Origin of the sequence: Streptomyces sp. NPDC048606 (genome assembly GCF_040650855.1) — a bacterium.
Lineage (GTDB): Bacteria > Actinomycetota > Actinomycetes > Streptomycetales > Streptomycetaceae > Streptomyces.
On sequence record NZ_JBEZIB010000002.1, the window covers coordinates 338,098 to 362,034 of the forward strand.

The following is a 23,937-nucleotide window of genomic DNA, read 5'->3' on the forward strand; positions in this document are numbered from 1 at the left end:
CGGGTCAGAACAGGCGGAGCTTGTCGTCCTCGATGCCGCGCAGGGCGTCGTAGTCGAGCACCACGCAGTCCATGCCCCGGTCGTTGGCCAGGACCCGCGCCTGTGGCTTGATCTCCTGCGCCGCGAACACGCCACGGACCGGCGCCAGATGCGGGTCGCGGTTCAGCAGTTCCAGGTACCGGGTGAGCTGTTCGACGCCGTCGATCTCACCGCGACGCTTGATCTCCACCGCCACCGTCGCGCCCGAGGCGTCCCGGCACAGGATGTCCACGGGGCCGATCGCCGTCATGTACTCGCGCCGGATCAGGGTGTAGCCCTCGCCCAACGTGTCGATGCGGTCCGCGAGCAGCTCCTGGAGGTGCGCCTCGACACCGTCCTTGATGAGCCCCGGGTCGGTGCCCAACTCGTGGGAGGAGTCGTGGAGGACTTCCTCCATGGTGATGATGAGCTTCTCGCCCGCCTTGTTGACGACGGTCCAGACGTTCGCCTCGTCCCCGCTCCCCTCCTTGAGGGTGCACGGAGGCGACATCCAGTTGAGCGGTTTGTACGCCCGGTCGTCCGCGTGGATCGAGACACTGCCGTCGGCCTTCACGAGGATCAGACGGGGTGCCGAGGGCAGATGGGCGGTGAGCCGGCCCGCGTAGTCGACGGAGCAGCGGGCGATGACGAGACGCATGGTCGGCAACGCTACTCGACGGGAAGCCCTCCACGCGATTCGCCCCTGAAAGCCCCGTTCGCCGATGGCGCGTTGTATGCGCATTCTCCTGGTGCGGCACCCGGTGGGCGCCTACCGTGGTGAGCGGGAGGTTGCCGAGCGTGCACACTGCGTCGCGGCCTCCTTCCCTGCCCGTAAGACTCCGGCAACCCAAACGCCGGGGTCACGAGAGGAGAACCCATGTCGCTCGACGTCTCACCGGCCCTACTCGAACAGGCCGAGCGAGGCGAGGTCGACGAAGCCGCTTTCGTCGACTGCGTCCGGACCTCCCTGCCCTACGCATGGGAGATGATCAGCTCGTTGGCGGGCCGGCTCGAGGTTGAGGGCGGAGAGTTCGCCGACAACCAGACGCCGCCGCCGGACGAGCAGGCGCGCGGGCAACTGCTGCGCGCGCTCGCGAGTGACGCGATACGCGGTGCGCTCCAGCGGCACTTCGGGGTGCGCCTGGCCTTCCAGAACTGCCACCGCGTGGCGGTCTTCCCGCTGGATCCCTCGGTGGACGACCGGCTCGCCAAGTTCACCTCGATCCGCGGCCAGCTGCTCAACCAGTCGCCGGAACTGCGCGACTGCTAGCGGGACCCGTACTTCGCTGCCGCTCCGTGTCGCGGGAGGTGCGACCGACATCGGAGCGGCAGCCCCAGGCCCCTGTCCGGCCGCCCTCAGCCCAGCAGCGGCAGCACCTCCGAGCCGAGGCGCCGTACGTTCTCCTCCGTCGCCGCCAGGTCGCCGGAGCCCTCCGTCAGCAGGGCGAACCGGGTGATCCCCGTGCGCTCCGACGTCGCCGCCAGCCGCTCCGCCGCCAGCTCCGGGGTACCGACCGGGTGCAGGTCGCACAGCAACTCCGTGTAGGCCACGGGGTCGCGCATCGCACGCGCCCGGCCGTCCACCGTCACGTGGGCGCCCAGCCCGAGGCGGAACCAGCCCGGCATCGCCTTCAACAGGGTCTCGCGGGCGTCCACCGTCCGGTCCGAGAGCTGACAGACCCCGGCCGACACGTGCCCGGCCGACCGTACGAACTCCGGATCGTGCCCCGCCGCGAGCGCGGTCGCCCGCCACAGCGCGACCTGCTCCGCCTTCTCCTCGTCCCCGCAGTGCATGCCCAGCAACATCGGCAACCCCCGCACCGCGGCCGTCCGCACCGAGGACGGCGAGGTACAGGCGACGATCACTTCCGGCCCGGTTCCGTCGCCGTCCAGCGCCTGCTCGGGACGCGGTACGACGGCCACCTCCCGGAAGGAGTGCCGCTGCCCGTCCGCGTCCACGCGCGGCTCCGTCAGCCAGCGCCGCAACAGGTCGAGGTCCTCGGGGAAGCCGCTCTCGTACGCCCCCACCCCGGACCCGAACACCTCCAGGTCCACCCACGGCCCGCCGCGGCCCACCCCGAGGCTGAACCGCCCCCCGGAGGTGATGTGCAGCAGCGCGGCCTGTTCCCCCAGGGCCACCGGGTGGGTGTTCGGCAGCACGCTCACCGCCGTGCCCACCCGCAGCCGCCGGGTGCGCCCCAGCAGCAGCGCCGCCAGGGTCACCGCCGACGGACAGACCCCGTACGGCACGAAGTGGTGCTCGGCGAGCCAGGCCGAGTCCAGCCCCGCCTCCTCGGCCACCTCGGCCGTCCGCACCGCACGGTGCAGCGCCTCCCCCTGCCCCTGGCCCGGGAACTGGGCCGCCAGTACAAACGCTCCTACGCGCATCGCCCTTAGCCTCCTCGCGGCTGACGCGGCCTCCCCCAGGTGGACCGACTCGCTGATGGCATCAACGTCTGCCGGCAACAACGTCTGACACGTGCCAAAGGCACGGCCTGACAGGAAAGTTATTGAGATTGTCGGGCCAGTTCCCGTACGGGGTCGGCCTTCTCCGGACACCCTGCGGGTACCCGACCTCGCTGCGCGTAGTCTGGGAGAAAGTCACTGCCCGCCGCCCCTTCGTGAGGTATACGTGTCACCGCGCCACAACCGCCCCAGGGGCGGCGAGACCCCGGACGAACGACCCGGCGCCGGCCTCGACCGGTTCGGCCTGGAGCGGACCGAGGAGTACCTCGGCGAGGAATGGAAGGTCCGGCACGTCGCCGGTGCGGCCGCCGCCGGCAAGCGCTACCGCTGCCCGGGCTGCGACCAGGAGATCCCCTCCGGCACCCCGCACCTGGTGGCCTGGCCCGAGTACGGCGGCGTCGACGACCGCCGGCACTGGCACAAGGCCTGCTGGAACGCGAAGGACCGCCGCACCTCCAGGGTGCAGCGGTCCCGCAACGCTCCGAAGTACTGACGGCCTCCGCGCTCAGACGTCCCGGCGGCCCACCACGACGTACGAGGCCGCGACCGCGCCCGCCGTGACCGCCGTGAGCAGCAGGACCTGGGAGAAGTCGCTGGGCATCGGGGTGATGCCGCTGTCCTGGATCCCGAAGAGCTGGAACAGGGCCACCGGCGCGTTGTACCGCAGCACCGTCGTCCCCAGCGCCTCGGTGGCGGGCCAGGCGGTCGCTATCCCGCCGAGCACCGGCGGCAGGGTGACCACGCCGAGCATCACGGCGATCCCGCCGGCCGAATGCCGTACGAGGGCCCCGACCGCCAGCGAGAGCACGCCGAGCAGGGTGACGTAGAAGGAACCGGCCACCGCGCCCACCCACTCGCCCCAGCCGTGCGCCCCGGACTGGGGGCCGTTGTGCACGAGGGCGGCGGAGAACCCGACGAAGGCGACCGACGCGAGGACCGTGCAGAACGCGAGGACGCCGAAGACCAGGTACTTCGCGGTGAGCACCCGCAGGCGCTCGGGGGCGGCGGTGAAGGTGGTGCGGATCAGGCCGGTGCCGTACTCCGAGGAGATCGTCAGCACCCCGAGCACGATCACCGCGACCTGGCCGATCATCAGCCCGAAGAGCGCCGGACCGGTGAACGACATGGCCGTGTAGTCGATGGTCCGGGTCTGGACCACGGCGATGGTGCCGATGCCGACGACGAGCGCCACGAGGGAGCCGAGCGTCCACAGGGTGGAGCGCACGGAGATCATCTTCGTCCACTCCGAGGCCACGGCGTGGCCCAGGTGCGGCCGGGGGGTGGGCAGCGACGAGCTGTAGGTCCCCGGGGTGGGCGTGGTGCCGGTCATCGGGGGTCCTCGTCGTCGTGCTCGGCGCCGGTCCTGCCGGCGGCCTTCGCGGTGGTGCGGGCGGGGGCCTTCGCGTCCGCGTCGGCGGAGCCTTCCGGAGCCAGCTCGCCGGGGGTCTGCGGCATCAGGAAGGGCCGCGCGCCCGTCGTCCCGGGCGGCGGGGGAGCGAAGAAGCTCGCCGCCGTCTCTCCCGAGACCCCGTGGGCCGGCTCCTCCTCCCACTCCGGCAGCGCCATCGGCTCGGGCTCCCACAGCTCCGCGCGGGGATCGTCGGTGGAGGTGTACTCGACGGAGGACTGGGTCATCCGCATGTACGCCTCCTCCAGCGAGGCCCGGTGCGGGGACAGCTCCCACAGTCGTACGCCGGCCCCGTGGGCCACGTCGCTGATCCGGGGGAGCTCCAGCCCGGTCACCCGCAGGGCGCCGTCGGGCTCCTGGAGCACGCGCCCGCCCGCCTTCGTCAGGGCGGTGCCCAGCGCGGCCCGGCCGCCGGGGAGGTCGTCGGCGGCGCGCACCCGCGCGAATCCGGCCGAGTTGTGGGTGATGAAGTCCTGGGTGCTCATCTCGGCGAGCAGCCGGCCGCGACCGATCACGATCAGGTGGTCGGCGGTGAGGGCCATCTCGCTCATGAGGTGGGAGGAGACGAACACGGTCCGGCCCTCGGCGGCGAGCCCCCGCATGAGGTTGCGGACCCAGAGGATGCCCTCGGGGTCGAGGCCGTTGACCGGCTCGTCGAAGAGCAGCACCTGCGGGTCGCCCAGCAGGGCGGCGGCGATGCCCAGGCGCTGGCCCATGCCGAGGGAGAAGCCCTTGGTGCGCTGCCCGGCCACCTCCTGGAGGCCGACGACGCGCAGGACCTCGTCCACGCGCCGCTCGGGGATCCCGGAGAGCTGGGCGATGGACAGCAGGTGGGTGCGGGCCCGCCGGCCGCCGTGCACGGCCTTGGCGTCGAGCAGGGCGCCGACGTGCCGCTGGGCGTTCGGCAGGTCCCGGAAGGGCAGGCCGTTGATCGTGACGTGGCCGGAAGTGGGCCGGTCCAGGCCGAGGATCATGCGCATGGTGGTGGACTTGCCGGAGCCGTTGGGCCCCAGGAAGCCGGTCACGTGACCCGGCTTGACCTGGAACGACAGCCCGTCGACGGCGGTCTTCGCGCCGAAGCGCTTGGTCAGGCCGACTGCCTCGATCATCGTGCTGCCCCTTGCCAGGCCCGGACGGCTCTCGTCCGCGTAAGCCTTAAGAGGATATCGAGTCGCGCGTGGTTCCCTCCCGGACCGGATCCCTGAGGTCTCCCTGAGATCCGACCCGGGGATGTCCCGTAGTACGTCGGACGTCCTCCTCGGGAGGGACGGACGAGGCACCGGGGGACGGGGAGGCGGGTCAGGCGTCGCGCTTCTTCAGGACGAGGTACCCGCCGAGGACGGCGGCCAGCACCCACAGGGCCATGATCCCGAGTCCGCCCCAGGGGCCGTAGGGGGTCTCCTCGCTTCCCATGGCGTTCGGCACGACCTGCATGATCTTCGACCCGGCGGCGGAGGGCAGGTACTGGCCGTACTCGCGCGTCGCCGCGAAGAGGTTCAGGACGTTCGTGATGATCAGGAAGAACGGGATCAGGATGCTGATCGCGGCGACCGAACTGCGCAGCATGGCGGCGACGCCCATGGAGAACAGGGCGAGCAGCGCCATGTACACGCCGGCGCCGACCACGGCGCGCAGGACGTTCTCCTCGCCGATGCCGATGCTGTGGTCGCCGAGGACGGCCTGGCCCATGAAGAAGGACAGGAAGCTCGTCGCGAGGCCGACGATCAGCGCCAGGGCGGTGGCGACCGTGAGCTTGCCGAAGAGGAAGCCCGCCCGGCCCGGCACGGCGGCCAGCGAGGTGCGGATCATGCCGGTGCTGTACTCGGTGCTGACCACCAGGACACCGAAGACGATCATCGCCAGCTGACCGAACTGCATTCCGGCGAAGCTCACCAGGGTGGGGTCGAAGGTGGCCTGCTCGATCCGGCTCATGTCGTCGAAGCCCGCGGCGGCGGCGGTGCAGATCAGCGTGCCGAGTCCGACGGTGACGATCAGGGTCAGGGCGAGCGTCCAGCTGGTGGAGGCCACGGTGCGGATCTTGGTCCACTCGGACCGCAGGACGGGGAGGAAGGCGGCCATGGTCACTTGCCTTCCTTGCGCGTCGCGTCGAAGCCGGCGCCCCAGGCGGGCACGTCGGCCGGCCGGGCCGGGTTGTCGAAGGCCCCTCCCGGCGGCGGGCCGACCTCGCCCGGCGCGTGGGCGTGGTACTCGACGGAATCCGCCGTCATGCGCATGAACGCCTCCTCCAGTGAGGCCCGCTGCGGGCTCAGCTCGTGCAGCACGATCCGGTGCTCGGCGGCCAGCTCGCCGAGCCGTTCGGCCGGGACGCCGTCGATCTCCAGCGCGCCGGTGGCCGGCACGCTGATCGCGTCGATGCCGGCCTCGTGCAGCACGTCCTTGAGCCGCTCCTGCTGCGGCGAGCGCAGCCGTACGTAACTACGGGAGTTCCGCTGGATGAAATCGGCCATCGGCAGGTCGGCCAGAAGCTTTCCTTGACCGATCACCACCAAATGGTCTGCGGTCAGTGCCATTTCGCTCATGAGGTGAGAGGAGACGAAGATCGTTCTTCCCTCCGCCGCCAAGCCCTTCATGAGATTGCGGATCCAGAGAATTCCTTCCGGGTCCAGACCATTGACGGGTTCGTCGAACATCAAGATCTCCGGATCACCGAGCAGGGCGGCGGCGATTCCCAGCCGCTGGCCCATCCCGAGCGAAAATCCTTTCGACTTCTTCTTCGCCACGGACGTGAGTCCGACCAACTCCAGCACCTCCGCGACCCGGCGCTCCGGAATGCGGTTCGACTGGGCCAGGCACAGCAGGTTGTTGTAGGCGCTGCGCCCGCCGTTCATCGCCTTGGCGTCCAGCAGCGCGCCGATGTACTTCAGCGGTTCCGGCAGGTCCCGGTAGTGCTTGCCGTCGATCCGGACCGTGCCGCTGGTCGGGTTGTCGAGGTCGAGCATCATGCGCATGGTGGTGGACTTGCCCGCTCCGTTGGGGCCGAGGAAGCCCGTCACCACCCCCGGTCTGACCTGGAAGCTGAGGTGGTCCACGGCGGTCTTCGCGCCGAATCGTTTCGTGAGGCCCTCAAGCTCGATCATGCGGCCAACCTAGAACGGCGAAGGGCCGTACGCCACCTCGAACGGGTGACGTACGGCCCTCGACTCCGGATACGCGCCGGGTACCGCGGTGGTACTAGCGGCTCTGCTGCGCCGGGACACCACGGGTGACCGGCTCGTCGTCGATCGGGGAGCCGGCGGCGGCCACGGCCGCGCCGGTCAGCGTCGCCAGCATCTCGCGGACGTTCGTCAGCTGCGCGTTGATGGAGTCGCGGCGGTTCGTGAGCGCCGCCAGCTCGCGCTCGGACTCGCTCCGGATGCGGTCCGCCTTGGCGTTGGCGTCGGCGACGATGTCCTCGGCCTGACGCTGCGCGGTCTCCACCGTCTGACGGGCCCGACGCTCGGCGTCCGTACGCAGCTTCTCGGCCTCCAGGCGCAGCTGCTCGGCGCGGTGCTCGATCTCCGCCAGGCGCTTCTCGGCCTTCTGCTGACGCGAGGCCAGGTCGCGCTCCGACTGCTCGCGACGCTTGGCCAGGTTGGTCTCGAAGTCCGCGGCGGCCTGGGCGGCCTTGGCGCGGGTCTCCTCGAAGAGGGCGTCGGCCTCCTCGCGCTTGGACGCCGCGTCCTTCTGCGCCTCCGCACGCAGGGTGGAGGCGTCGCCCTTGGCCTTCTCGACGATGCGGACGCCCTCGTCCTCCGCCTTCGACTTGCGGTCCGCCGCGAACGACTCGGCGTCGTTGCGCACCTGCTGGGCGGCCGACTCCGCCAGCTCGCGGTGCTGCTCGGCCGCGCGACGGGCCTCCTCACGGAGGTCCTTCGCCTCCTCCTCGGCCAGCCGCAGGATCTTCTCGACCCGGGCGCCCAGCCCGGCGTACGACGGCTCGGCGTCGCTCACCTGGGCCTGGGCGTTCTGCGTTTCGAGGTGTAGCTCCTCGATCCGCTTTTCCAGAGCATTGATACGACCCAGTGCGCTGTCGCGGTCGGAGACCAGCTTGGTAATGCGGTCGTCCACCTGACCGCGGTCGTAACCACGCCGCACGAGCTCGAAGCCGAAGGGGGAGGAAGTGTCGCTCATGGGGTTCCTGTCGAATGAGACCGATGAGGTGCTACGTGAGGTGTTGGGGGAATCCTAGGCGCCCGGACGGCGTGTCATCGAGTCAATCCGCGTTTGCCCTGGACAATGACACCCCTTTTGAGTGGCAAGGCGACGGAATGCTTGTCACCCGTTCACCTGAACCTTCATCAGGAGCACACATCCATGCGTTCTGACTAGCCCTCCGACGACTTGCCGCCCGAACGAGTGGATCCCGCTGTAGCGCCGGCCTTCACGCCCCCCGCGCCCTGGCCGCCGATCGCTGACTTTCCGCCACCCGAAGGTGCCTCGAAAGATTCCAACGCCTCAAGAACGTCCTGGACACGGGAGATCTCGGCCTGAATGTCCTCGCGCCTGCGCACCAGGACCTCCAACTCGCGCCGCCCCTCGTCGACCAGCTGCTCCGCCTCCGCCTTCGCCTCCGACAGGGCCCGTTCGGCCTGGCGCGCCAGCTCCGCCTTCTTCTGCTCGGCCTCCTTCAGGAGCGCCTCGGCCTTGCGCACCGCGGCGATGCGGACCTTGCTCGCCTCGCTGCTCGCGTCCGAAACCAGCTCCTTGGCCTTCGCCTCGGCCTCGACGCTCTGCTCGGTCGCCGCGCGCACCAGCTTGTCCACGCGCTCGCCGGCCGACTTCATCTGCTCGGCGGACTCGCGACGGGCGCGCTCGTGCAGCTCCTCGACCTCGGACTCCACCCGGCCGCGCAGCTCCTCCGCGCGCTCCCTTATGGCGGCGGCGTCCGTACGCGCCCCGACCAGCAGCTCGTCGGCGTCCGTACGGGCCTTCTCCACCACGGAGTTGCCCTCGACGGTGGCCTCCGAGGTGATCCGCGCGGCCTCCTTGCGGGCCGCGTCGACCATCGCGTCGGCCTGCTCCTCGGCGGCCGTGGTCGCGGCCAGCGCCTGACGGCCCGCGTCCGAGGTCAGCATGTCGGCCTCCGACGCGGCCTCGGTGATGAGCCGGTCCACCTGCTCGGCCGCCTCGGTACGCCGCTTGTTGGCCTCCTCGCGCGCCTCGTCCAGCAGCCGCTCGGCCTCCGTACGGGCGTCCGTGCGCGTACGCTCCGCCGCCGTCGCCGCCTCGGACTTGACCCGCTCCGCCTCGGAGCGCGTACGGGTCGCGTGCTCCTGGGCGGAGGCCAGCGCCTCCGCCGCCTCGGCGCGCAGCCGCTCGGCCTCGGTCGCGGCCTCGCCGACCGTGCGCTCGTTGTCCTTGCGGGTCCGCTCGGTGAGCTTGTCCGCCTCGGACACCGCCTCGGTGATGAGCCGGTCCGCCTGCTCGGCGGCCTCGGTGCGCTGCCGGCCGGCCTCCGTGCGGGCCTCGTCGAGCGTCTGCTCGGCGTCCCGCTCGGCCCCGGCCAGGGTCTCCTGGGCCGCGACCGTGACGCGCTCCGCCTCGGCCGTGGCCTCGCCGATGATCCGGCCGCCCTCGGCGCGCGCCTCCTCCAGCGTCCGCGCGGCCTCCGCGACGAGCCGCTCGGCCTCGGCCGCGGCCTCGCCGACCGTACGCTCGTTGGCCGCCCGGGTCTCCTCGACGAGCCGGTCGCCCTCCGCGCGGGAGTCCACCAGGATCTTCGCCGAATCCCGCTCGGCGGCGGCCAGGGTCTCGGCCGCCTGCGCCTTCAGCGCCTGGGCCCGCGTCCGCGCGTCCTCCAGGACCCGCTCCGCCTCGGTCGTCAGCCGCTCGGCTTCCGCCGCGGCCTCGCCGACCGTGACGGCGTTCGCCGCGAGGGTCTCCTCGGTGAGGCGCTCCGCCTCCGACGCCGCCTCGGTGATGAGGCGGTCCGCCTGCTCGGCGGCCTCGCTGCGCAGCCGGTTGCCCTCGGCCCGGGCCTCGTCCAGCGTGCCCGCGGCCTCGGCGCGGGTGGCGTCCGCCGCCTCGACGGCCTCGACCGTGAGCCGTTCCGCCTCGGCAGCGGCCTCGCCGACGGCGACGGCGTTCGCGGCCAGGGTCTCCTCGGTGAGGCGCTCGGCCTCCGCCGTGGCCTCGGCCACGATCCGCACGCCCTCGGCGCGCGAGGTCTCCAGGGACTCCGCCGCCTCGCCGCGGATCCGGTTCGCGTCGTCGCGGGCGTCCGCCCGGGTGCGCGCCGCGTCCCGCTCCGACGCCGCCAGGGCGTCCGTGGCCTCCGTACGCACCCGCTGCGCGTACTCGGCCGTGTCGGCCCGCAGCTGCTCGGCCTCGGCGATCGCGTCGCCGACCGTCCGCGCGGCCAGCTCCTTCGCCGCGTCCGTCTCGACGCGGGCCTCCTCGCGGACCCGGCCGGCGTCCTCGGCGGCGCGCTCGCGCTCCGCGTGGGCGTCGGCGCGGACCCGGTCCGCCTCCTCCTCGGCCTCGGTGCGCGTACGGTCCGCCGCGTGCTCGGCGGCACTGCGCAGCCCGGAGATCTCCTCCTCGGCCTGCTCGTGCAGCCCCGCCACGGAGTCGCGCACCTGCTGGGCGGTGGCCTCCGCCGCCGCGACCAGCTCGGCCGCGCGACGCTCCGCCTCCTCGGTGAGACGGGCCGCCTCGGCCTGCGCCTCCTCCGAGCGCTTGCGGGCCTGCGCCAGCAGCTCCTCGTTCTGCTCGCGGGCCTGCGCCCGCTCGTTGCCGGCGTCCGTCCGGGCCGCCGACAGGGTCTCCTCGGCCTCGCGGCGCCGCCGCGCGGCCTCCTCCTGGGCGGCGGCCAGCGCCTCCGCGGCCTCCTGCGCCACCCGCTCGGCGGCGGTCTTCGCCTCCGCGCGCAGCCGGTCCGCGGTCTCCTGCGCCTCGGCGCGCACGCGCTCCGACTCGGCCTCGGCCTCGGCGCGCAGGCGTACGGAGACCTGCTCGGCCTCCGCGCGCACCCGGCCCGCGTCCTGCGCGGCCTCCTCGCGCAGCCGGCCGGCCTCCGCCTCCGACTGGCCCTGGAGCGTGCGGATCCGTTCCGCCGACTCGGCGCGCAGCCGGTCGTTCTCCTCGGTGGTCTCCCTGCGGATGTTCTCCGCCGCCGAGCGGGCCTCGCGCAGCGTCTGCTCCGCCGACGCCAGCCGGTCCTCGGCCTCGCCCTGCAGGCGCACCAGCTCGGTGTCGGCCTCCGCCCGCTTGGCGGCCAGGGCCTGCTCGGTCTCCTCGCGCCGGGCGCGGACCGCGGCGTCCGTCTCCGCGGTCAGGGCCTCGGCCCGCTCCTCGGCCTCGGCGCGCAGCCGCTCGGCCTCGGCGCGGGTGCGCTCCAGGGTCTCCTCGGCCTGCTTGCGCAGGGTCGTGGCCCGCTCGACGGCCTCGGCACGGACCCGCTCGCTCTCGGCGCCGGCGCCGGCGCGCAGCTCGTCGGCGTCCGACTTGGCCTTGCCGAGGAGCTCCTCGGCGGTACGGGCCGCCTCCTCGATCTGCTGGACCGCCTCGCGACGGGCCTCGCCGCGGATCCGCTCGCCCTCGGCGACGGCCTCGGCGCGCAGCTGCTCGGCCTCGCCGCGCAGCCGGCGGGCCTCCTCCTGGAGTTCGACCGTACGGGCCCGGTACTCCTCGGTGTCGTCCTTCGCCGCGCCCTTGAGCTCGTCGGCGGTGGCCGCCGCCTGGGCGCGCAGCCGCTCGGACTCGGCCTCCGCCTCGCGGCGGATCCGTTCGGCCTCCTCGGACGCGGCGCGGGTGGTGGCCCTGGCGTCCTCCGAGGCCTTGTTCAGCACGTCCTCGGCGGTGCGGGCGGCCTTCGCCAGCTGCCCGGCCATCTCCTCGGCGGCGGCCGTACGGGCCTTCTCGCCGGCGTCGGTGCGCAGCCGCTCGGCCTCGGCGCGGGCGTCGGCCATGGCCTGCTCGGCCTCGGCCTTGAGGGCCTCGGCCTCCTTGGTGGCCTCGCCGACGAGCCGGGCGACCTGCTCCTTCGCGGTGCGGGTGCGCTGTTCGTTGACGGACTCGGCGGAGGCGAGTTGGCGCGCCGCGCTCTCCTTGGCCTCCGCGAGGAGGGTCTCGGCCTCGGCGCGGGCGGTGCGCAGGGCGCTGTCCGCCTCCTGCACCCGGGACTCGGCCACCCGGCCGAGGTCCATGGTCTGCTGCCGGCTCTGCTCGGCCTCGGCGCCGGCGGTGGTGCGCAGCCGCTCCGCGTGCTCGGTGGCCTCCTGGGCCTGGGAGGAGGCGGCGGCCAACAGCCGCTCGGCCTCCTTGCGGGCGCGCAGCAGCGTGGTCTCGGCCTCGCTGCGGGCGGCCTCCGCGTCGGCGGAGAGCCGGCGGCGGGCCTCCTCGGCGGTCCGGGCGGCCTCGGCGCGGGCGGCGTTCAGCGCCTGCTCGGCCTCGGCGCGGGACTCGTCCATGAGCCGACGGGCCTGGGACTCGGTCCGGGCGCGCAGTTGCTCGGCCCAGGCGACGTTCTCGTTGACGTGCGCCTCGACGGTCTGGCGGCGCTCGTTGAGCTCCTGGTCCAGGCGCTGGCGCCGGTTGACGGCCTCGGTGTGCAGTTCGGCCTGGAGGCGCGCCTGGTGCTCGGCGTGCTCCTGGAGGATCCGCTGCGTCTGTGCCCGGGCGTCGCGCAGCTCGCGCTCGGCGTCCGAGCGCATCTGGTCGGCCTGGATCTGGGCGTTGCGGAGCAGCTGCTCCGCCTGGTAGCCCATGTCCGCGCCGTCGTAGGCGGGACGGGACGCGAGGGCCCGGCGCACCTCATGGAGCTTGGCGCGCAACACCTCGACCTGGTAGCCCAGGTCCTCGGCGTGTTGGACGGCCTTCCCGCGCTCCTTCTTCAGCCGCTCCATCTCGGCCTCGAAGCGCGAGAGATGGTCGGCCTCGGCCTGATGGCTCTCCTGGCTTTCGTAGCCCCGCACAGCGCGGTCCCATCCGTCCCCTGGTCGCAAGCTCACTCCCAAATGAGCATCGCTCGCCCGCTGAACGACGCCCCCGGGGAATGGTGTCAGATACCGGGGCAGGGGTCACAGGCCCCGACCCCGTCTCCGCACCGAACCCCGGCCGAGCCACCCTCACTCTACCGGCCGGGGAATGGGGGCATCAGTGATCGGGGTTGGAGGTGACCAGTTCGGTCAGGACGCCGTGGCAGTCCTTGGGGTGGAGGAAGGTGATCCGGGAGCCCATGGAACCGGTCCGGGGCTCGTCGTAGAGGACCCGTACGCCCTTGCCGCGGATGGCCTCCGCGTCGCCGTCGACGTCGGCGGTGCCGAAGGCGATGTGGTGGACGCCCTCGCCGTTCTTGGCCAACCATTTGCCCACCGCGGAGTCCTCGCGGGTGGGCTCCAGGAGCTGGAGGTAGGAGGCCCCGCCGTCCGAGGTCCCGTTGATCTTGAGCATGGCCTCGCGGACGCCCTGCTCCTCGTTGACCTCGGTGTGGAACACCTCGAATCCGTACGTGGCACGGTAGAACTCGACGGTCTTGTCCAGGTCGAAACAGGCGATCCCGATGTGGTCGATTCTTGTCAGCATGGGACCAGTGCACCGCCGAGGAGGGTGGTCACGCAACGTGCCAGCGATCACACCGACTGCCCGGTGACTGCGCGGGTACCGCTCAGTACATTCGGGTAAACCCTCGTTCACTCCTCATCCAAGGGGCTGTGCCTCATGTCCGGAACGAACAACACCACTTCAGTGATCGTCGCCGGGGCCCGCACGCCCATGGGGCGGCTGCTCGGTTCGCTGAAGTCCTTCTCGGGCGCCGACCTCGGCGGCTTCGCGATCAAGTCCGCGCTGGACCGGGCCGGGATCTCCGGCGACCAGGTCCAGTACGTGATCATGGGCCAGGTGCTCCAGGCCGGCGCGGGCCAGATCCCCGCCCGCCAGGCCGCCGTCAAGGCCGGCATCCCCATGAACGTGCCCGCCCTCACCATCAACAAGGTGTGCCTGTCGGGCCTCGACGCGATCGCGCTGGCCGACCAGCTCATCCGCGCCGGGGAGTTCGACGTCGTGGTCGCGGGCGGCCAGGAGTCGATGACCAACGCCCCGCACCTGCTGCCGAAGTCCCGCGAGGGCTTCAAGTACGGCGCGATCGGGATGCTCGACGCGATGGCCCACGACGGCCTCACCGACGCCTTCGAGAACATCGCGATGGGCGAGTCCACCGAGAAGCACAACACCCGCCTGGGCATCGAGCGCGCCCCGCAGGACGAGTTCGCCGCCGCGTCCCACCAGCGCGCCGCCGCGGCGCAGAAGAACGGCGTCTTCGAGGCCGAGATCACCCCGGTCGAGATCCCGCAGCGCAAGGGCGACCCGGTGCTGTTCTCCGCCGACGAGGGCATCCGCCCCGAGACCACCGCGGAGTCCCTCGGCAAGCTGCGCCCGGCCTTCGCCAAGGACGGCACGATCACCGCCGGCACCTCCTCGCAGATCTCCGACGGCGCGGCCGCGGTGGTCGTGATGAGCAAGGCCAAGGCGGAGGAGCTGGGCCTGGAGTGGATCGCCGAGATCGGCGCCCACGGCAACGTGGCCGGCCCGGACAACTCGCTCCAGTCGCAGCCGTCCAACGCGATCCTGCACGCGCTGAAGAAGGAGGGGCTGGAGGTCTCCGACCTGGACCTCATCGAGATCAACGAGGCCTTCGCGGCGGTCGCCGTGCAGTCAATGAAGGACCTCGGCGTGACCCCGGAAAAGGTGAACGTCAACGGTGGCGCGATCGCCCTGGGCCACCCCATCGGCATGTCGGGAGCCCGTGTCGTGCTGCACCTGGCGCTGGAGCTGAAGCGCCGGGGCGGCGGGGTCGGCGCGGCCGCGCTGTGCGGTGGCGGCGGCCAGGGCGACGCCCTCGTCATCCGCGTCCCGAAGGCGTAGGTGCCCGCATGACGACGGTGGACGTCCCCACGCTGGTGGCCCAGGCCCGCGAGGGCCGGCCGCGTGCCGTGGCCCGGCTGATCTCACTGGTCGAGGGGGCGTCCCCGCACCTGCGCGAGGTCATGGCCGCCCTGGCCCCCCTCACCGGCCGCGCGTACGTGGTCGGCCTGACGGGTTCGCCCGGGGTCGGCAAGTCGACCTCGACCTCGGCGCTGGTGTCCGCGTACCGGGCCGCCGGCAAGCGGGTCGGCGTGCTCGCGGTGGACCCGTCCTCGCCCTTCTCGGGCGGGGCCCTGCTCGGCGACCGGGTCCGCATGTCGGACCACGCCTCCGACCCGGGGGTCTACATCCGCTCCATGGCCACCCGCGGTCACCTGGGCGGGCTCGCGTGGGCCGCGCCGCAGGCGATCCGGGTGCTGGACGCGGCCGGCTGCGACGTGATCCTGGTCGAGACGGTCGGCGTCGGGCAGTCCGAGGTGGAGATCGCCTCGCAGGCCGACACCTCGGTGGTGCTGCTGGCGCCCGGCATGGGCGACGGGATCCAGGCGGCGAAGGCCGGGATCCTGGAGATCGGCGACGTGTACGTGGTGAACAAGGCCGACCGGGACGGCGCCGACGCGACCGCCCGGGAGCTGAACCACATGCTGGGGCTCGGCGAGTCCCGGGGCCCCGGCGACTGGCGGCCGCCGATCGTGAAGACGGTGGCGGCGCGCGGCCAGGGCATCGACGAGCTCGTCGAGTCGCTGGAGAAGCACCGGGCGTGGATGGACGAGCGGGGGGTGCTGGAGCAGCGGCGCACGGCCCGTGCGGCACGGGAGGTCGAGACCATCGCGATCACCACGCTGCGCGGTCGCCTGGCGGACCTGCGCGGCGACGCGCACCTCGACGCGCTGGCCGCGCGGGTGGCGCAGGGCGAGCTGGACCCGTACGCGGCGGCCGACGCGCTGCTGGAGAGCCTGACGGAGGGCTGAGCCCGCGGCGGGGTGCGGGACGTGCGGGGCGGGAGCGTGCGGGCACGCTCCCGCCCCGCCGTGCGTACGGAGTCCGCCCCGCCGTGCGTCGGGCGTCCGGTGGTGCCGTGCGTGCGGCGTCCGGTCGTCGGCGCGGGGTCGTGCGGGTCGCGGGGCGTCGCGCGGGCGGCTCAGTTCCCGTCGTCGTCCTGATCGGAGTCGTCGTCGGAGTCGTCGTCCGCGTCGGACGTGGTGACCTTGCCGGTCTTCGCGTCGACGTTCCAGGTCTTGCCGTCGGAGCCCCTGACCTCGACGTTCCAGTGCGAGCCGGCGCCGTTGTCGTCCTCGTCGAAGTCGACGGAGACGACCTCGCCCTTGTGGGCGGCCAGGGCGGCCTTCATCGCCGCCGCGGCGTCGGTCGCGGCCTCCTTGAGCCGCTTGGAGTCGTTCGGGTTCTCGCCGGTGTCGACCTCGCGCCGTACGACGCCGCCGTTCGCGTCGAGCTCGACCTCGGCGTGCGATTTCCCGTCGGCGCTGATCACGTCGACGTGCCAGGTCGTCCCGTCCTTGTCGAGGGACTCGACCTTGCCGGGGAAGGACTTCAGGGCGGCCTGGACGGCCCCCTGGGCGTCCACGGCGGTCGGGACGGCGAAGGCCGCCGCGGTCGCGGCCGACGGGGCTCGCGCCGCCTCGGCGCCGGCCGCCGCGGCGACCGCCGGGCCGGTCGCCACCAGGGCGACGGACGCGGCCGCGCAGACGTACAGGTTGCGCTTCATGGGCTGGACCTCCTCGGGCCGGTGGCCCGAGCGCCTGCGACGTCCGGCGGCCGACCGGCGGTGAGCGATACCGCTGACCATTTTCCGGCCGGAGGCCCGCCGCGGCGCGGCGGGACCCCGGATCGGCCCTCCGCCCGGGCTCCGCGGGGGCCGCGGAGCCCCGTGCGGACCGCGCGGATCAGATCTTGCCGCGGTTCTCCCGCAGGTGCTCCGCGACGGGCTTCAGGGAGGCGTGCAGGGCCGCCAGCGCCTCCGGGGGCAGCAGGTCGATGAAGTGGTCGCGCACGGACGCCACGTGGTGCGGCGCGACCTTGCGCATCGTCTCCATGCCCTCGTCCGTGAGCACCGCGTACAGGCCCCGGCGGTCGGACTCGCAGTTGACCCGGCGCACCAGTCCCGCGGTCTCCATGCGGGTGATCTGGTGGGACAGCCGGCTCTTGGACTGCAGGGTCGCGGTCGCGAGGTCGCTCATGCGCATCCGCAGGCCTTCCGACTCCGAGAGGTTCACGAGGATCTCGTAGTCGTTGTTGGTGAGTCCGAAGGGCTGGAGATCCTTTTCCAGCTGGTGCATCAGCAGTCTGCTGACGTCCAGGTGGGTGCGCCAGGCGCACTGTTCGGCATCGGTAAGCCAGCGGGTGGCCGTCTCGGTCTCCATGAATGAACTCTACCTAAGAAGTTGAATTACGTACAAAAATCGGAAGATCTGCCGAACGGACGCCCGCCGGCCGTCACAGCCCGAGGCGCCGTTGGATGTCGCCGAGCTGCCCCGGCATCCGCGGCACGCCCATCTGCCCCAGCGGGCCCTGGCCCGCCCCCGGGACGCCCTGGGCGTTGCCCGTGGCCGCGTTCGCGCCCACCGCGCCGATCGCCTGCTCCGCCATCAGCAGCTCGGACGACTGCAACAGCACCGTCCCCGCGCCGACGAACTCGAACTGGTGCTCCTCGCCCGAGGCGCCACCGATGCCGGTGAGCGCGCGCAGCCCGCCCATCACGCCCGACATGTACCCGTGGTCGTAGTGGTGACACGGAGAGGGGCAGTCCGCCCAGCCCACCAGCGCCTGGGGGTCCACGCGCAGCGGCGGCTCCATGAACACCACCGGACCGTTGGACGCCGCCACGAACTTCCCGGTTCCGATCAAGGTCAGGAAGCCCGGGACGATCGACTGCTTCAGCGCCAGCGACGGCTGGTACGCCAGCAGGTTCCCCGACCGGATCGTCAGGTTGCCCTCGTCCAGGTCGTAGGAGTTCACGTCGAAGGCCCGGTCGGCGAGGAGCATCTTGCCGGAGCCCTCGGCCACGACCCAGTCGCTCGCGTGCAGCGGAGAGTGGAAGCTCGTGCGCAGCAGCCGCTCGAAGCGGCCGTTGCCGACGCCGTTGAACTCGATGTTCCCGTAGTACGAGATCATCTTGCCCTTCTGGAGGAGCCACTGGCTCCCCTTGAGCTCCACGCAGAAGGTGTAGGCGTTGACGTTGTCGTCGGAGGGCAGGGTGTACGGGTCGAAGACCGTCGGGCCGCCGGGGCCGCCCGTCACGGGACCGAAATTCACAGCTTCTCCTCCGAGGCCTGTACGAACACCGCGCCCTGCCCCGACAGCTCCAGCTGGAACGCCTCGCCCGAGCCGCGCCCGACCATGTCCCGCCAGCCCAGCGCCGCGGACAGCTTGTTGCGGACCTCGCCGTGGTGGGCGACGTAGGCCTGCGGATCGACGTGGACGGGCCGGTTCGGCGTGATGGGCAGCTCGATCACCCCGCCGTGGGCCATCACCGCGACCGCGCCGTGGCCCTTGAGCGTCGTGGTGAACAGGCCCTGGCCGGTCACCTGGCCGCGCACCATGCCCATGACCCCGCCCTGCGAGCCCATGAACATCGTGCCCTGCTGGAGGGCGCCGTCGAAGGCCAGCAGCCGGTCGGCCTCCACGTAGAGGGTCTCGCCGGTGAGGTTGATCACCTGGATGTGGTGGCCGCCGTGGCCGAACAGCACGGTGCCGTTGCCCTCGACCGACATCAGCGGGGTCTGCTCGTTCGCCACCCGGCGCCCGATCATCCCCATCACGCCGCCCTGACCGCCCGTGATGCTGGGGGTGAAGGAGACGTCGCCGCGGTAGGCGAGCATCGCGCCGCGCTGGCTGTACATCTTCTGGCCGGGGGCCACCCGGGCCTCGACCATCTTCGAGTTGATCTCGCGGAACGGCATCAGACGTCGCCCCCGACCGTGTTGCGCTCGCTGGGCTGCACGTAGACCAGGCCCTCGCCCTCGAAGCGGATCTGGAAGGCCTCGCCCGAGCCCTCGCCGATCAGGGTGCGGAAGTTGACCCCGGACTGGAAGGACTGCCGGAGGTCGCCGGTGTGCGCGACGTACGCGCCCGGGTCGACCGAGAGCGGGTACTGCGCGCTGACGCGGAGCACCACCGCCGGGCCGTCGGACATGATCGCGGCCTGGCCCGAGCCCTCCACGGTCGTCGTGAACAGGCCGTTGCCGGAGGTGGCGCCGCGCAGCCCGGTGAAGGTCGTGCCGGTGCGCAGGCCGGCGTCGGCGCACAGCAGGTTGCTGGACTCCACGTACAACTTCTCGCCGCGCAGATTGACCAGATTGATCTCACTCGCGCGGTCCGCGAAGTAACAGGTGCCGTGCCCCTGTACCTCCATCACCGTCATCTGCTCGCCGGTCAGACGGCGGGTCACCATCCCGCGGAGGCCCTCACCGCCGCCGGTCATCTTCTTGAAGGCCATCTGGCCGTCGTACGCGACCATGGCGCCGTTCTTCGCTTTCACGGCGTCACCGGTCAGGTCGACGGCGAGCACCTTGCTGCCTTGGAGTCGGAACTGAGCCACGGGATGACGGTATCCGCAGCGGGCGGGAGCGAACAGGGCCCCGTGGCCGAGATATGCCACACTCCGTCCCCTTCGGGGGCCCGGAGCAAGATCTCCACGGGCGGCTGAGACACTGGGGAGGACCCCCGGCCTCCCACCCGCGAAGGTTCCACGTGGACATCAAGACCGCTTCCGCCCTGCACCGGCTGCGCCTCATCTCCGTACCGGAGGCGCTGTCGTTCCCGGCCCTGCTGATCTTCGGCTCGCTGCTCAGCCGGGTGTCGGACATCGACTACCTGATGATGCCGCTCGGCGTCCTGCACGGGATCCTCTTCGTCGTCTACGCCCTCTTCCTGCTCGACGTCTGGAACAAGGCGAAGTGGCCGCTGAAGAAGGTCGCCCTGTTCTTCGTCCTCGCGCTGCTGCCCTTCGGCGGCCTCTACGGCGACAGGCTGCTCAAGCGCGACGAGACCGACAGCGTCATCGCCGCGCGCGCCCGTCAGGCGGCCGACGCGTGATCGTCGCGTTCTCCGTCACCCCGCTGGGGGTCGGCGAGGAGGTCGGCGAGTACGTGGCCGAGGCCGTGCGCGTCGTGCGCGAGTCGGGACTGCCCAACCGCACCGACGCCATGTTCACCACCGTCGAGGGCGAGTGGGACGAGGTGATGGACGTCGTACGGCGCGCGGTGGCGGCCGTCGAGGCGCGGGCGCCCCGGGTCTCCTTCATCCTCAAGGCCGACGTCCGGCCGGGTGTCACCGACGGGATCACCTCGAAGGTCGAGACCGTCGAACGTCACCTCGCGCGGGGCTGACCGCCCGGCGCCGTCCGAAGTCGACGCCCGTACGCCCCCGGTCCCTTCGCGGCCGGGGGCGTACGCGTTCCCCTCCGGGCGCGCCACCGGTCTCACTCCCGGGCGCGGCGGGCCAGGCCCAGCGCGTGGTCCGGCCACCAGACGCCGGCCTCCGGCCCGCCGCGGCAGGTGCCGTCGGAGGCGCCCGGCGGCCTGACCCACAGGTACGCGTCCACGAGCGGGTCGCCCGTACGGTCGGTGGGCGGGGTGCCGAGGGCCCGGCCCGGGGGGTTGCACCAGGACCGGTCTGTGGTCGCCTCGGGGGACTCGGCGGACTCGGGGGGCGGGCCCGCGCCGTTGCGGCCGGTGTCCACGACGAAGTGCCGGCCGCCGAGGGCCCGCGAGAGCCGGGCGCCGTACTCCCGGACCTCCGCGTCGGGGCGGAACCCGGCCACGTTGAGGGCGAACCCGTCGGCGCGCTCCAGGCCCGAGCGGCGCAGGGGTTCGACGAGGTCGTCCGGGTCCCGGATCCAGTCGGCGTGCCCGGCGTCCAGGTAGACCCGGGTGCCGGGGTCGCGCTTGAGTCGCTCCACCGCCTCCGCGAGCAGCCGGTACCGCTCCTCGCGCGGGCCGGGGCCGGCGCAGCCGTCGACCAGGTGCGCCACCGCCCCCGGCTCCAGGACCACCAGGGCCCGGGCGCCGGCGAGGGCGTCGGCGAGGGAGCCGATCCAGGCCCGGTAGGCGCCCGCGTCCCGGGCCCCGCCGGTCGGCCGGTCCGCGCAGGAGGGGTGCGGGACGGCCCGGTGCGGGATGTTGTACGCCGCCACGACCAGGGTGCGGCCCGCGGCCCGGGCGGCCGAGGCGGCCCGGCGTACCGCGGGGCGGGGGTCGCCGCCCGGCGCCCACAGGGCCCCCGGCCGCTCGGAGATCCGGCGCAGCAACTGGGCGTCGCTGTTGCGGCCCTGCGCCTCCCAGGCGGCGACCTGACGGGCGGCGGGGCTGTTCGGGTCCACCCAGAAGGGCGGGGTCGCGGCGTCCGGGCCGGCGGCGGGGGAGGCGGGCGCTCCGCGCCGCGGCCCGGGGGCGGGGTCGGCGTCCGAGGCGCAGGCGCCGGAGCCGGCGAGGAGCAGGACGAGCCCGAGCGCGGTGGCGGGGCGGCGGGGTCGGCGGCGTACGGCGGGTGGCATCCGGCTCCTCGGGGCGGTGTACGAGGCGTGTTCGGAACCGCCATATCGTGACATAACGGACAGTCAACCTCCGGTGCGACACCGCCCCGCACGCCCCCGCCCGAGGCTCAGGGGGAGTCGCCCGTCGCCAACGCGATCCCCAGGGGCGTGCGCTCGTAAAGGACCACCCGTCCCTGCCGCGCCGCCACGAGCAACCCGGCCGCCCGCAGCGCCTTCAGGTGCGCCGAGACGGTCGAGGGCGCCAGGCGAAGCCGCCGCGCGAGGTCCGTCGTCGCGGCGGGCTCGCGCAGGGCGCACAACACCTCGGCGCGCACCCGCCCCAACAGCCCGGCCAGCGCGGCGGGGGCGGGCCCGGGCGCGGCGGTCCACAACGCCCCGATGCCCCGGGCCGGGTACACCAGCGTCGGCTGCCACGGAGGGTCGTACCCGCCCACCACCTCCGGCCAGACGAAGGCGCTCGGCATCAGCAGCAACCCCTGCCCGCCCAGTGCGCGGTCGTGGTGGCCGCGGCGCGCGATGGTCAGGGTGTCGCCGTCCGGGCACCAGGCCAGGTCCGGGTGCAGCCCGTCGAAGAGGGACTCCAGTCCCCCCGTCGCCAGGCGCCGCGACCGGAACAGGACGTCCGCCTCCAGCAGGCCCCGCAACCGGGGCCAGTGCGGGGCGACCAGGGCCCGCCAGGCGGCCTCCGTGAGATCGGCCAGCTCCCGTACGGCCCGGGCGGGGTCGGCGAGCATCCGCCGCCCGATCTCGCTCTCCGTCGCGCCCGGGGTGCAGGCCAGGGACCGGCGCAGGTCCTCCCGCGCCTCCTCGGGATCGGCGGCGCGCACCCGTTCCATCTCCTCCTCGAAGGTGACCGAGGGGCCGATCGGGGGCGGGCCGATCAGGTCCGGGTTGTGGCCCCGGTGCGGCATCAGCAGCCACAGCGGACGCAGGTCCAGTCCGGCCGCCGCCGCGCGGACCCCGGTCAGCCAGGGCAGGTGGTACGTCTGGCGGTGGGGCAGCCGCAGGACGCGCACGGCCTCCTGGGTCTCCCAGCGCGGGGAGATCGCGAAGCGGCAGCGCATCAGGTCGGCGGGCCCGAACCGGTAGTGGAACGTCATGACCCCGCGCCCCTTCCGCCCCGGCCGGCGGCCGAGGGATTCGTCCAGGGCCGAATCCCTGTCCCGGCAGGCTAGTCCGGCCCGAGGCTGACGCCATGCCCTCATCCCCCGAGCCCGGCCGTCCGGAGCCCGCCGAACCCCCCTGCGCCCCACCCCGGCCGACCGCCACCACCCGATCCGCGCCCGACTCCGACTCCCCGCACGACTCCGCGCCCGCGCTCGACCCCGCGCTCCAGCCCCCGAAGCCGGTCGTCGTCGTCCGGACCCCCGACCCGGCTCCGGCCACGGGGTCCGTCGAGGCGCCGCGGCCCGACCCCGCCAGGGGGTACGGGCCCCTCTTCCGGGTCCGGGAGTTCCGCGCCGTCTTCGCCGCCCACCTGCTCTCGCTGCTCGGCGTGGTCGTCGCCGAGATCGCCCTCACGGTCCTCGTCTACCGGGCCACCGGTTCGCCGCTGATGAGCGCCCTCACCTTCGCCCTCGGCTTCCTCCCCTACGCCCTCGGCGGCACCCTGCTCGCCGGGCTCGCCGACCGGCTGCCCGCCCGTCGGGTGCTCGTCGGCTGCGACCTGCTGTGCGCGGGCTGCGCCGCGGCCATGGTCCGGCCCGCCACGCCCGTCGCCGCCCTCCTCGTGCTGCGCTGCGCGATGTCCTTCGTCGCCCCGCTCTTCCAGGGCGCCCGCAGCGCCTCGCTCGCCGACGTCCTCGGCCCCGGGGAGCCCTTCGTCCTGGGGCGGTCCCTGCTGCGGATGGTCGCCCAGAGCGCGCAGCTCGTCGGTTTCGGGCTCGGCGGACTGCTGCTGACGGTCCTCGCCCCGCGCGGGGCCCTCGCGCTCACCTGCGCCGGGTTCCTCGCCTCCGCGGCGATCCTGCGCCTCGGCACCCGGGCCCGACCGGCCCGCGCCGCCGGCGGTCGGTCCGTCAAGGCGCCGTCGGGGGCGCGCGCCGTCCTCGGAGACCGTCGGCTGCGCGCCCTGACCCTGTTGTGCTGGCTCCCGCCCGTCTTCGTGATCGTGCCCGAGGCCCTGCTCACCCCGTACGCCGCCGGCATCGGGGCCGGGACCGTCACCCTCGGGGTGCTCATGTGCGCGCTCCCGGTCGGCACCGTCGCGGGGGAACTCTGGGCGGGCTCCGCCCTCACCGCCCGAACGCGTTCGCGGATCGTGGCCCCGCTCGCCCGCGCCGCCCCGCTGCCGCTGCTCGTCTACCTCGTCCGCCCCGGCGCGGGCGCCGTCCTCGTCGCGCTGCTGCTCGTCGGACTGGCCCACGCCTACACCCTCGGCCTCGACCGGATGTACGTCGACGCCGTCCCCGAGGAGCTGCGGGGCCGCGCCATGACCCTGCTGACCACGGGCATGATGACCGCGCAGGGCCTCGGCATGGTCCTCGCCGGGCTCGCGGCCGAGTTCCTGCCCGTCCACGTCGTCGTCGCCGGCGCCGGGGTCATCGGGGCGGGCGTCGCCGCGCTGTTGCTCGCCGAGGTGCGGGCCACGGAGCCACGGGCCGTCGGGGGCGGGGGGCGGGGGCGAAGGAGGGGGTCGAAGGATGAGACAGGGGTGGTCGCCAAATGA

23 protein-coding genes are annotated in these 23,937 nt (G+C 73.1%); 7 read left to right on the forward strand and 16 right to left on the reverse strand.

Going from position 1 to position 23,937, the window contains the following annotated elements:
• Nucleotides 1-4 precede the first annotated feature (4 nt).
• Nucleotides 5-676: an endonuclease NucS gene (gene nucS, locus AB0D01_RS03635; RefSeq protein WP_363053322.1), complete on the reverse strand. Its 672-nt coding sequence runs from the start codon at nucleotides 674-676 to the stop codon at nucleotides 5-7.
• A gap of 219 nt (nucleotides 677-895) precedes the next feature.
• Here nucS and AB0D01_RS03640 point away from each other — a divergent pair, with 219 nt between their 5' ends.
• The gene (locus AB0D01_RS03640; protein ID WP_363053323.1) at nucleotides 896-1,288 is read left to right on the forward strand and encodes an SCO5389 family protein; all 393 of its coding nucleotides are present in this window, start codon (nucleotides 896-898) and stop codon (nucleotides 1,286-1,288) included.
• 86 nt (nucleotides 1,289-1,374) lie between these two features.
• Here AB0D01_RS03640 and AB0D01_RS03645 read toward each other — a convergent pair whose 3' ends face one another.
• Entirely contained in the window at nucleotides 1,375-2,406 is a 1,032-nt protein-coding gene (locus AB0D01_RS03645; protein ID WP_363053324.1) for an LLM class flavin-dependent oxidoreductase, read from the reverse strand.
• Nucleotides 2,407-2,650: 244 nt separating this feature from the next.
• Between AB0D01_RS03645 and AB0D01_RS03650 the strand changes: the two genes are divergently transcribed.
• Entirely contained in the window at nucleotides 2,651-2,977 is a 327-nt protein-coding gene (locus tag AB0D01_RS03650; RefSeq protein ID WP_363053325.1) for an ATP/GTP-binding protein, read from the forward strand.
• Nucleotides 2,978-2,989: 12 nt separating this feature from the next.
• Here the strand turns inward: AB0D01_RS03650 and AB0D01_RS03655 are convergent, their stop codons facing one another.
• From AB0D01_RS03655 to mce, 7 genes are all read right to left on the reverse strand, one after another.
• Nucleotides 2,990-3,814: an ABC transporter permease gene (locus tag AB0D01_RS03655; RefSeq protein WP_363053326.1), complete on the reverse strand. Its 825-nt coding sequence runs from the start codon at nucleotides 3,812-3,814 to the stop codon at nucleotides 2,990-2,992.
• Nucleotides 3,811-5,001 (reverse strand): ABC transporter ATP-binding protein, encoded by a 1,191-nt coding sequence (locus tag AB0D01_RS03660; protein WP_363053327.1) that lies wholly within the window; start codon nucleotides 4,999-5,001, stop codon nucleotides 3,811-3,813. Before AB0D01_RS03660 ends, AB0D01_RS03655 begins: the two co-directional genes overlap by 4 nt.
• Before the next feature lie 190 nt (nucleotides 5,002-5,191).
• Nucleotides 5,192-5,971, reverse strand: a complete 780-nt coding sequence (locus AB0D01_RS03665; RefSeq protein WP_363053328.1) for an ABC transporter permease subunit — start codon at nucleotides 5,969-5,971, stop codon at nucleotides 5,192-5,194.
• A gap of 2 nt (nucleotides 5,972-5,973) precedes the next feature.
• Complete coding sequence (locus AB0D01_RS03670; RefSeq protein WP_363053329.1) at nucleotides 5,974-6,990, reverse strand: ABC transporter ATP-binding protein; 1,017 nt, start codon at nucleotides 6,988-6,990, stop codon at nucleotides 5,974-5,976.
• A 94-nt stretch (nucleotides 6,991-7,084) separates the two neighbouring features.
• On the reverse strand, nucleotides 7,085-8,023 hold the full coding sequence (locus tag AB0D01_RS03675; protein ID WP_363053330.1) for a cellulose-binding protein: 939 nt from the start codon (nucleotides 8,021-8,023) through the stop codon (nucleotides 7,085-7,087).
• 194 nt (nucleotides 8,024-8,217) lie between these two features.
• Nucleotides 8,218-12,807, reverse strand: coding sequence for a polarized growth protein Scy (scy, locus tag AB0D01_RS03680; protein WP_363053331.1), 4,590 nt, complete (start codon nucleotides 12,805-12,807; stop codon nucleotides 8,218-8,220).
• 181 nt (nucleotides 12,808-12,988) lie between these two features.
• Nucleotides 12,989-13,417 carry a methylmalonyl-CoA epimerase gene (gene mce, locus AB0D01_RS03685; RefSeq protein ID WP_361128523.1) on the reverse strand — a complete coding sequence of 143 codons (429 nt, stop codon included), beginning with the start codon at nucleotides 13,415-13,417 and terminating at the stop codon, nucleotides 12,989-12,991.
• Between the two features lie 135 nt (nucleotides 13,418-13,552).
• Between mce and AB0D01_RS03690 the strand changes: the two genes are divergently transcribed.
• Both AB0D01_RS03690 and meaB read left to right on the forward strand, forming a co-directional pair.
• Nucleotides 13,553-14,755, forward strand: a complete 1,203-nt coding sequence (locus AB0D01_RS03690; protein ID WP_363053332.1) for an acetyl-CoA C-acetyltransferase — start codon at nucleotides 13,553-13,555, stop codon at nucleotides 14,753-14,755.
• A gap of 8 nt (nucleotides 14,756-14,763) precedes the next feature.
• Nucleotides 14,764-15,726 carry a methylmalonyl Co-A mutase-associated GTPase MeaB gene (gene meaB / locus AB0D01_RS03695; RefSeq protein ID WP_363053333.1) on the forward strand — a complete coding sequence of 321 codons (963 nt, stop codon included), beginning with the start codon at nucleotides 14,764-14,766 and terminating at the stop codon, nucleotides 15,724-15,726.
• Between the two features lie 170 nt (nucleotides 15,727-15,896).
• On the opposite strand, the gene AB0D01_RS03700 is transcribed toward meaB, so the two are convergent.
• The 5 genes from AB0D01_RS03700 to AB0D01_RS03720 all read right to left on the reverse strand — a co-directional run bounded on the left by AB0D01_RS03700 (nucleotide 15,897) and on the right by AB0D01_RS03720 (nucleotide 19,313).
• Nucleotides 15,897-16,481 (reverse strand): PepSY domain-containing protein, encoded by a 585-nt coding sequence (locus AB0D01_RS03700; RefSeq protein WP_363053334.1) that lies wholly within the window; start codon nucleotides 16,479-16,481, stop codon nucleotides 15,897-15,899.
• A gap of 178 nt (nucleotides 16,482-16,659) precedes the next feature.
• The gene (locus tag AB0D01_RS03705) at nucleotides 16,660-17,136 is read right to left on the reverse strand and encodes a MarR family transcriptional regulator (protein ID WP_363053335.1); all 477 of its coding nucleotides are present in this window, start codon (nucleotides 17,134-17,136) and stop codon (nucleotides 16,660-16,662) included.
• Between the two features lie 73 nt (nucleotides 17,137-17,209).
• Nucleotides 17,210-18,013 carry an AIM24 family protein gene (locus AB0D01_RS03710; protein WP_363053437.1) on the reverse strand — a complete coding sequence of 268 codons (804 nt, stop codon included), beginning with the start codon at nucleotides 18,011-18,013 and terminating at the stop codon, nucleotides 17,210-17,212.
• A gap of 11 nt (nucleotides 18,014-18,024) precedes the next feature.
• Nucleotides 18,025-18,675, reverse strand: coding sequence for an AIM24 family protein (locus tag AB0D01_RS03715; RefSeq protein WP_363053336.1), 651 nt, complete (start codon nucleotides 18,673-18,675; stop codon nucleotides 18,025-18,027).
• Nucleotides 18,675-19,313: an AIM24 family protein gene (locus tag AB0D01_RS03720; protein WP_363053337.1), complete on the reverse strand. Its 639-nt coding sequence runs from the start codon at nucleotides 19,311-19,313 to the stop codon at nucleotides 18,675-18,677. Before AB0D01_RS03720 ends, AB0D01_RS03715 begins: the two co-directional genes overlap by 1 nt.
• Nucleotides 19,314-19,465: 152 nt before the next feature.
• Between AB0D01_RS03720 and AB0D01_RS03725 the strand changes: the two genes are divergently transcribed.
• Nucleotides 19,466-19,810 (forward strand): DUF3817 domain-containing protein, encoded by a 345-nt coding sequence (locus tag AB0D01_RS03725; protein ID WP_363053338.1) that lies wholly within the window; start codon nucleotides 19,466-19,468, stop codon nucleotides 19,808-19,810.
• The gene (locus AB0D01_RS03730; RefSeq protein ID WP_363053339.1) at nucleotides 19,807-20,103 is read left to right on the forward strand and encodes an MTH1187 family thiamine-binding protein; all 297 of its coding nucleotides are present in this window, start codon (nucleotides 19,807-19,809) and stop codon (nucleotides 20,101-20,103) included. Before AB0D01_RS03725 ends, AB0D01_RS03730 begins: the two co-directional genes overlap by 4 nt.
• A 92-nt stretch (nucleotides 20,104-20,195) precedes the next feature.
• Here the strand turns inward: AB0D01_RS03730 and AB0D01_RS03735 are convergent, their stop codons facing one another.
• Nucleotides 20,196-21,269, reverse strand: a complete 1,074-nt coding sequence (locus AB0D01_RS03735) for a glycoside hydrolase family 6 protein (RefSeq protein WP_363053340.1) — start codon at nucleotides 21,267-21,269, stop codon at nucleotides 20,196-20,198.
• Nucleotides 21,270-21,376: 107 nt separating this feature from the next.
• On the reverse strand, nucleotides 21,377-22,369 hold the full coding sequence (locus AB0D01_RS03740) for a DUF5937 family protein (RefSeq protein ID WP_363053341.1): 993 nt from the start codon (nucleotides 22,367-22,369) through the stop codon (nucleotides 21,377-21,379).
• A gap of 95 nt (nucleotides 22,370-22,464) precedes the next feature.
• Between AB0D01_RS03740 and AB0D01_RS03745 the strand changes: the two genes are divergently transcribed.
• On the forward strand, nucleotides 22,465-23,937 hold the full coding sequence (locus AB0D01_RS03745) for an MFS transporter (RefSeq protein ID WP_363053342.1): 1,473 nt from the start codon (nucleotides 22,465-22,467) through the stop codon (nucleotides 23,935-23,937).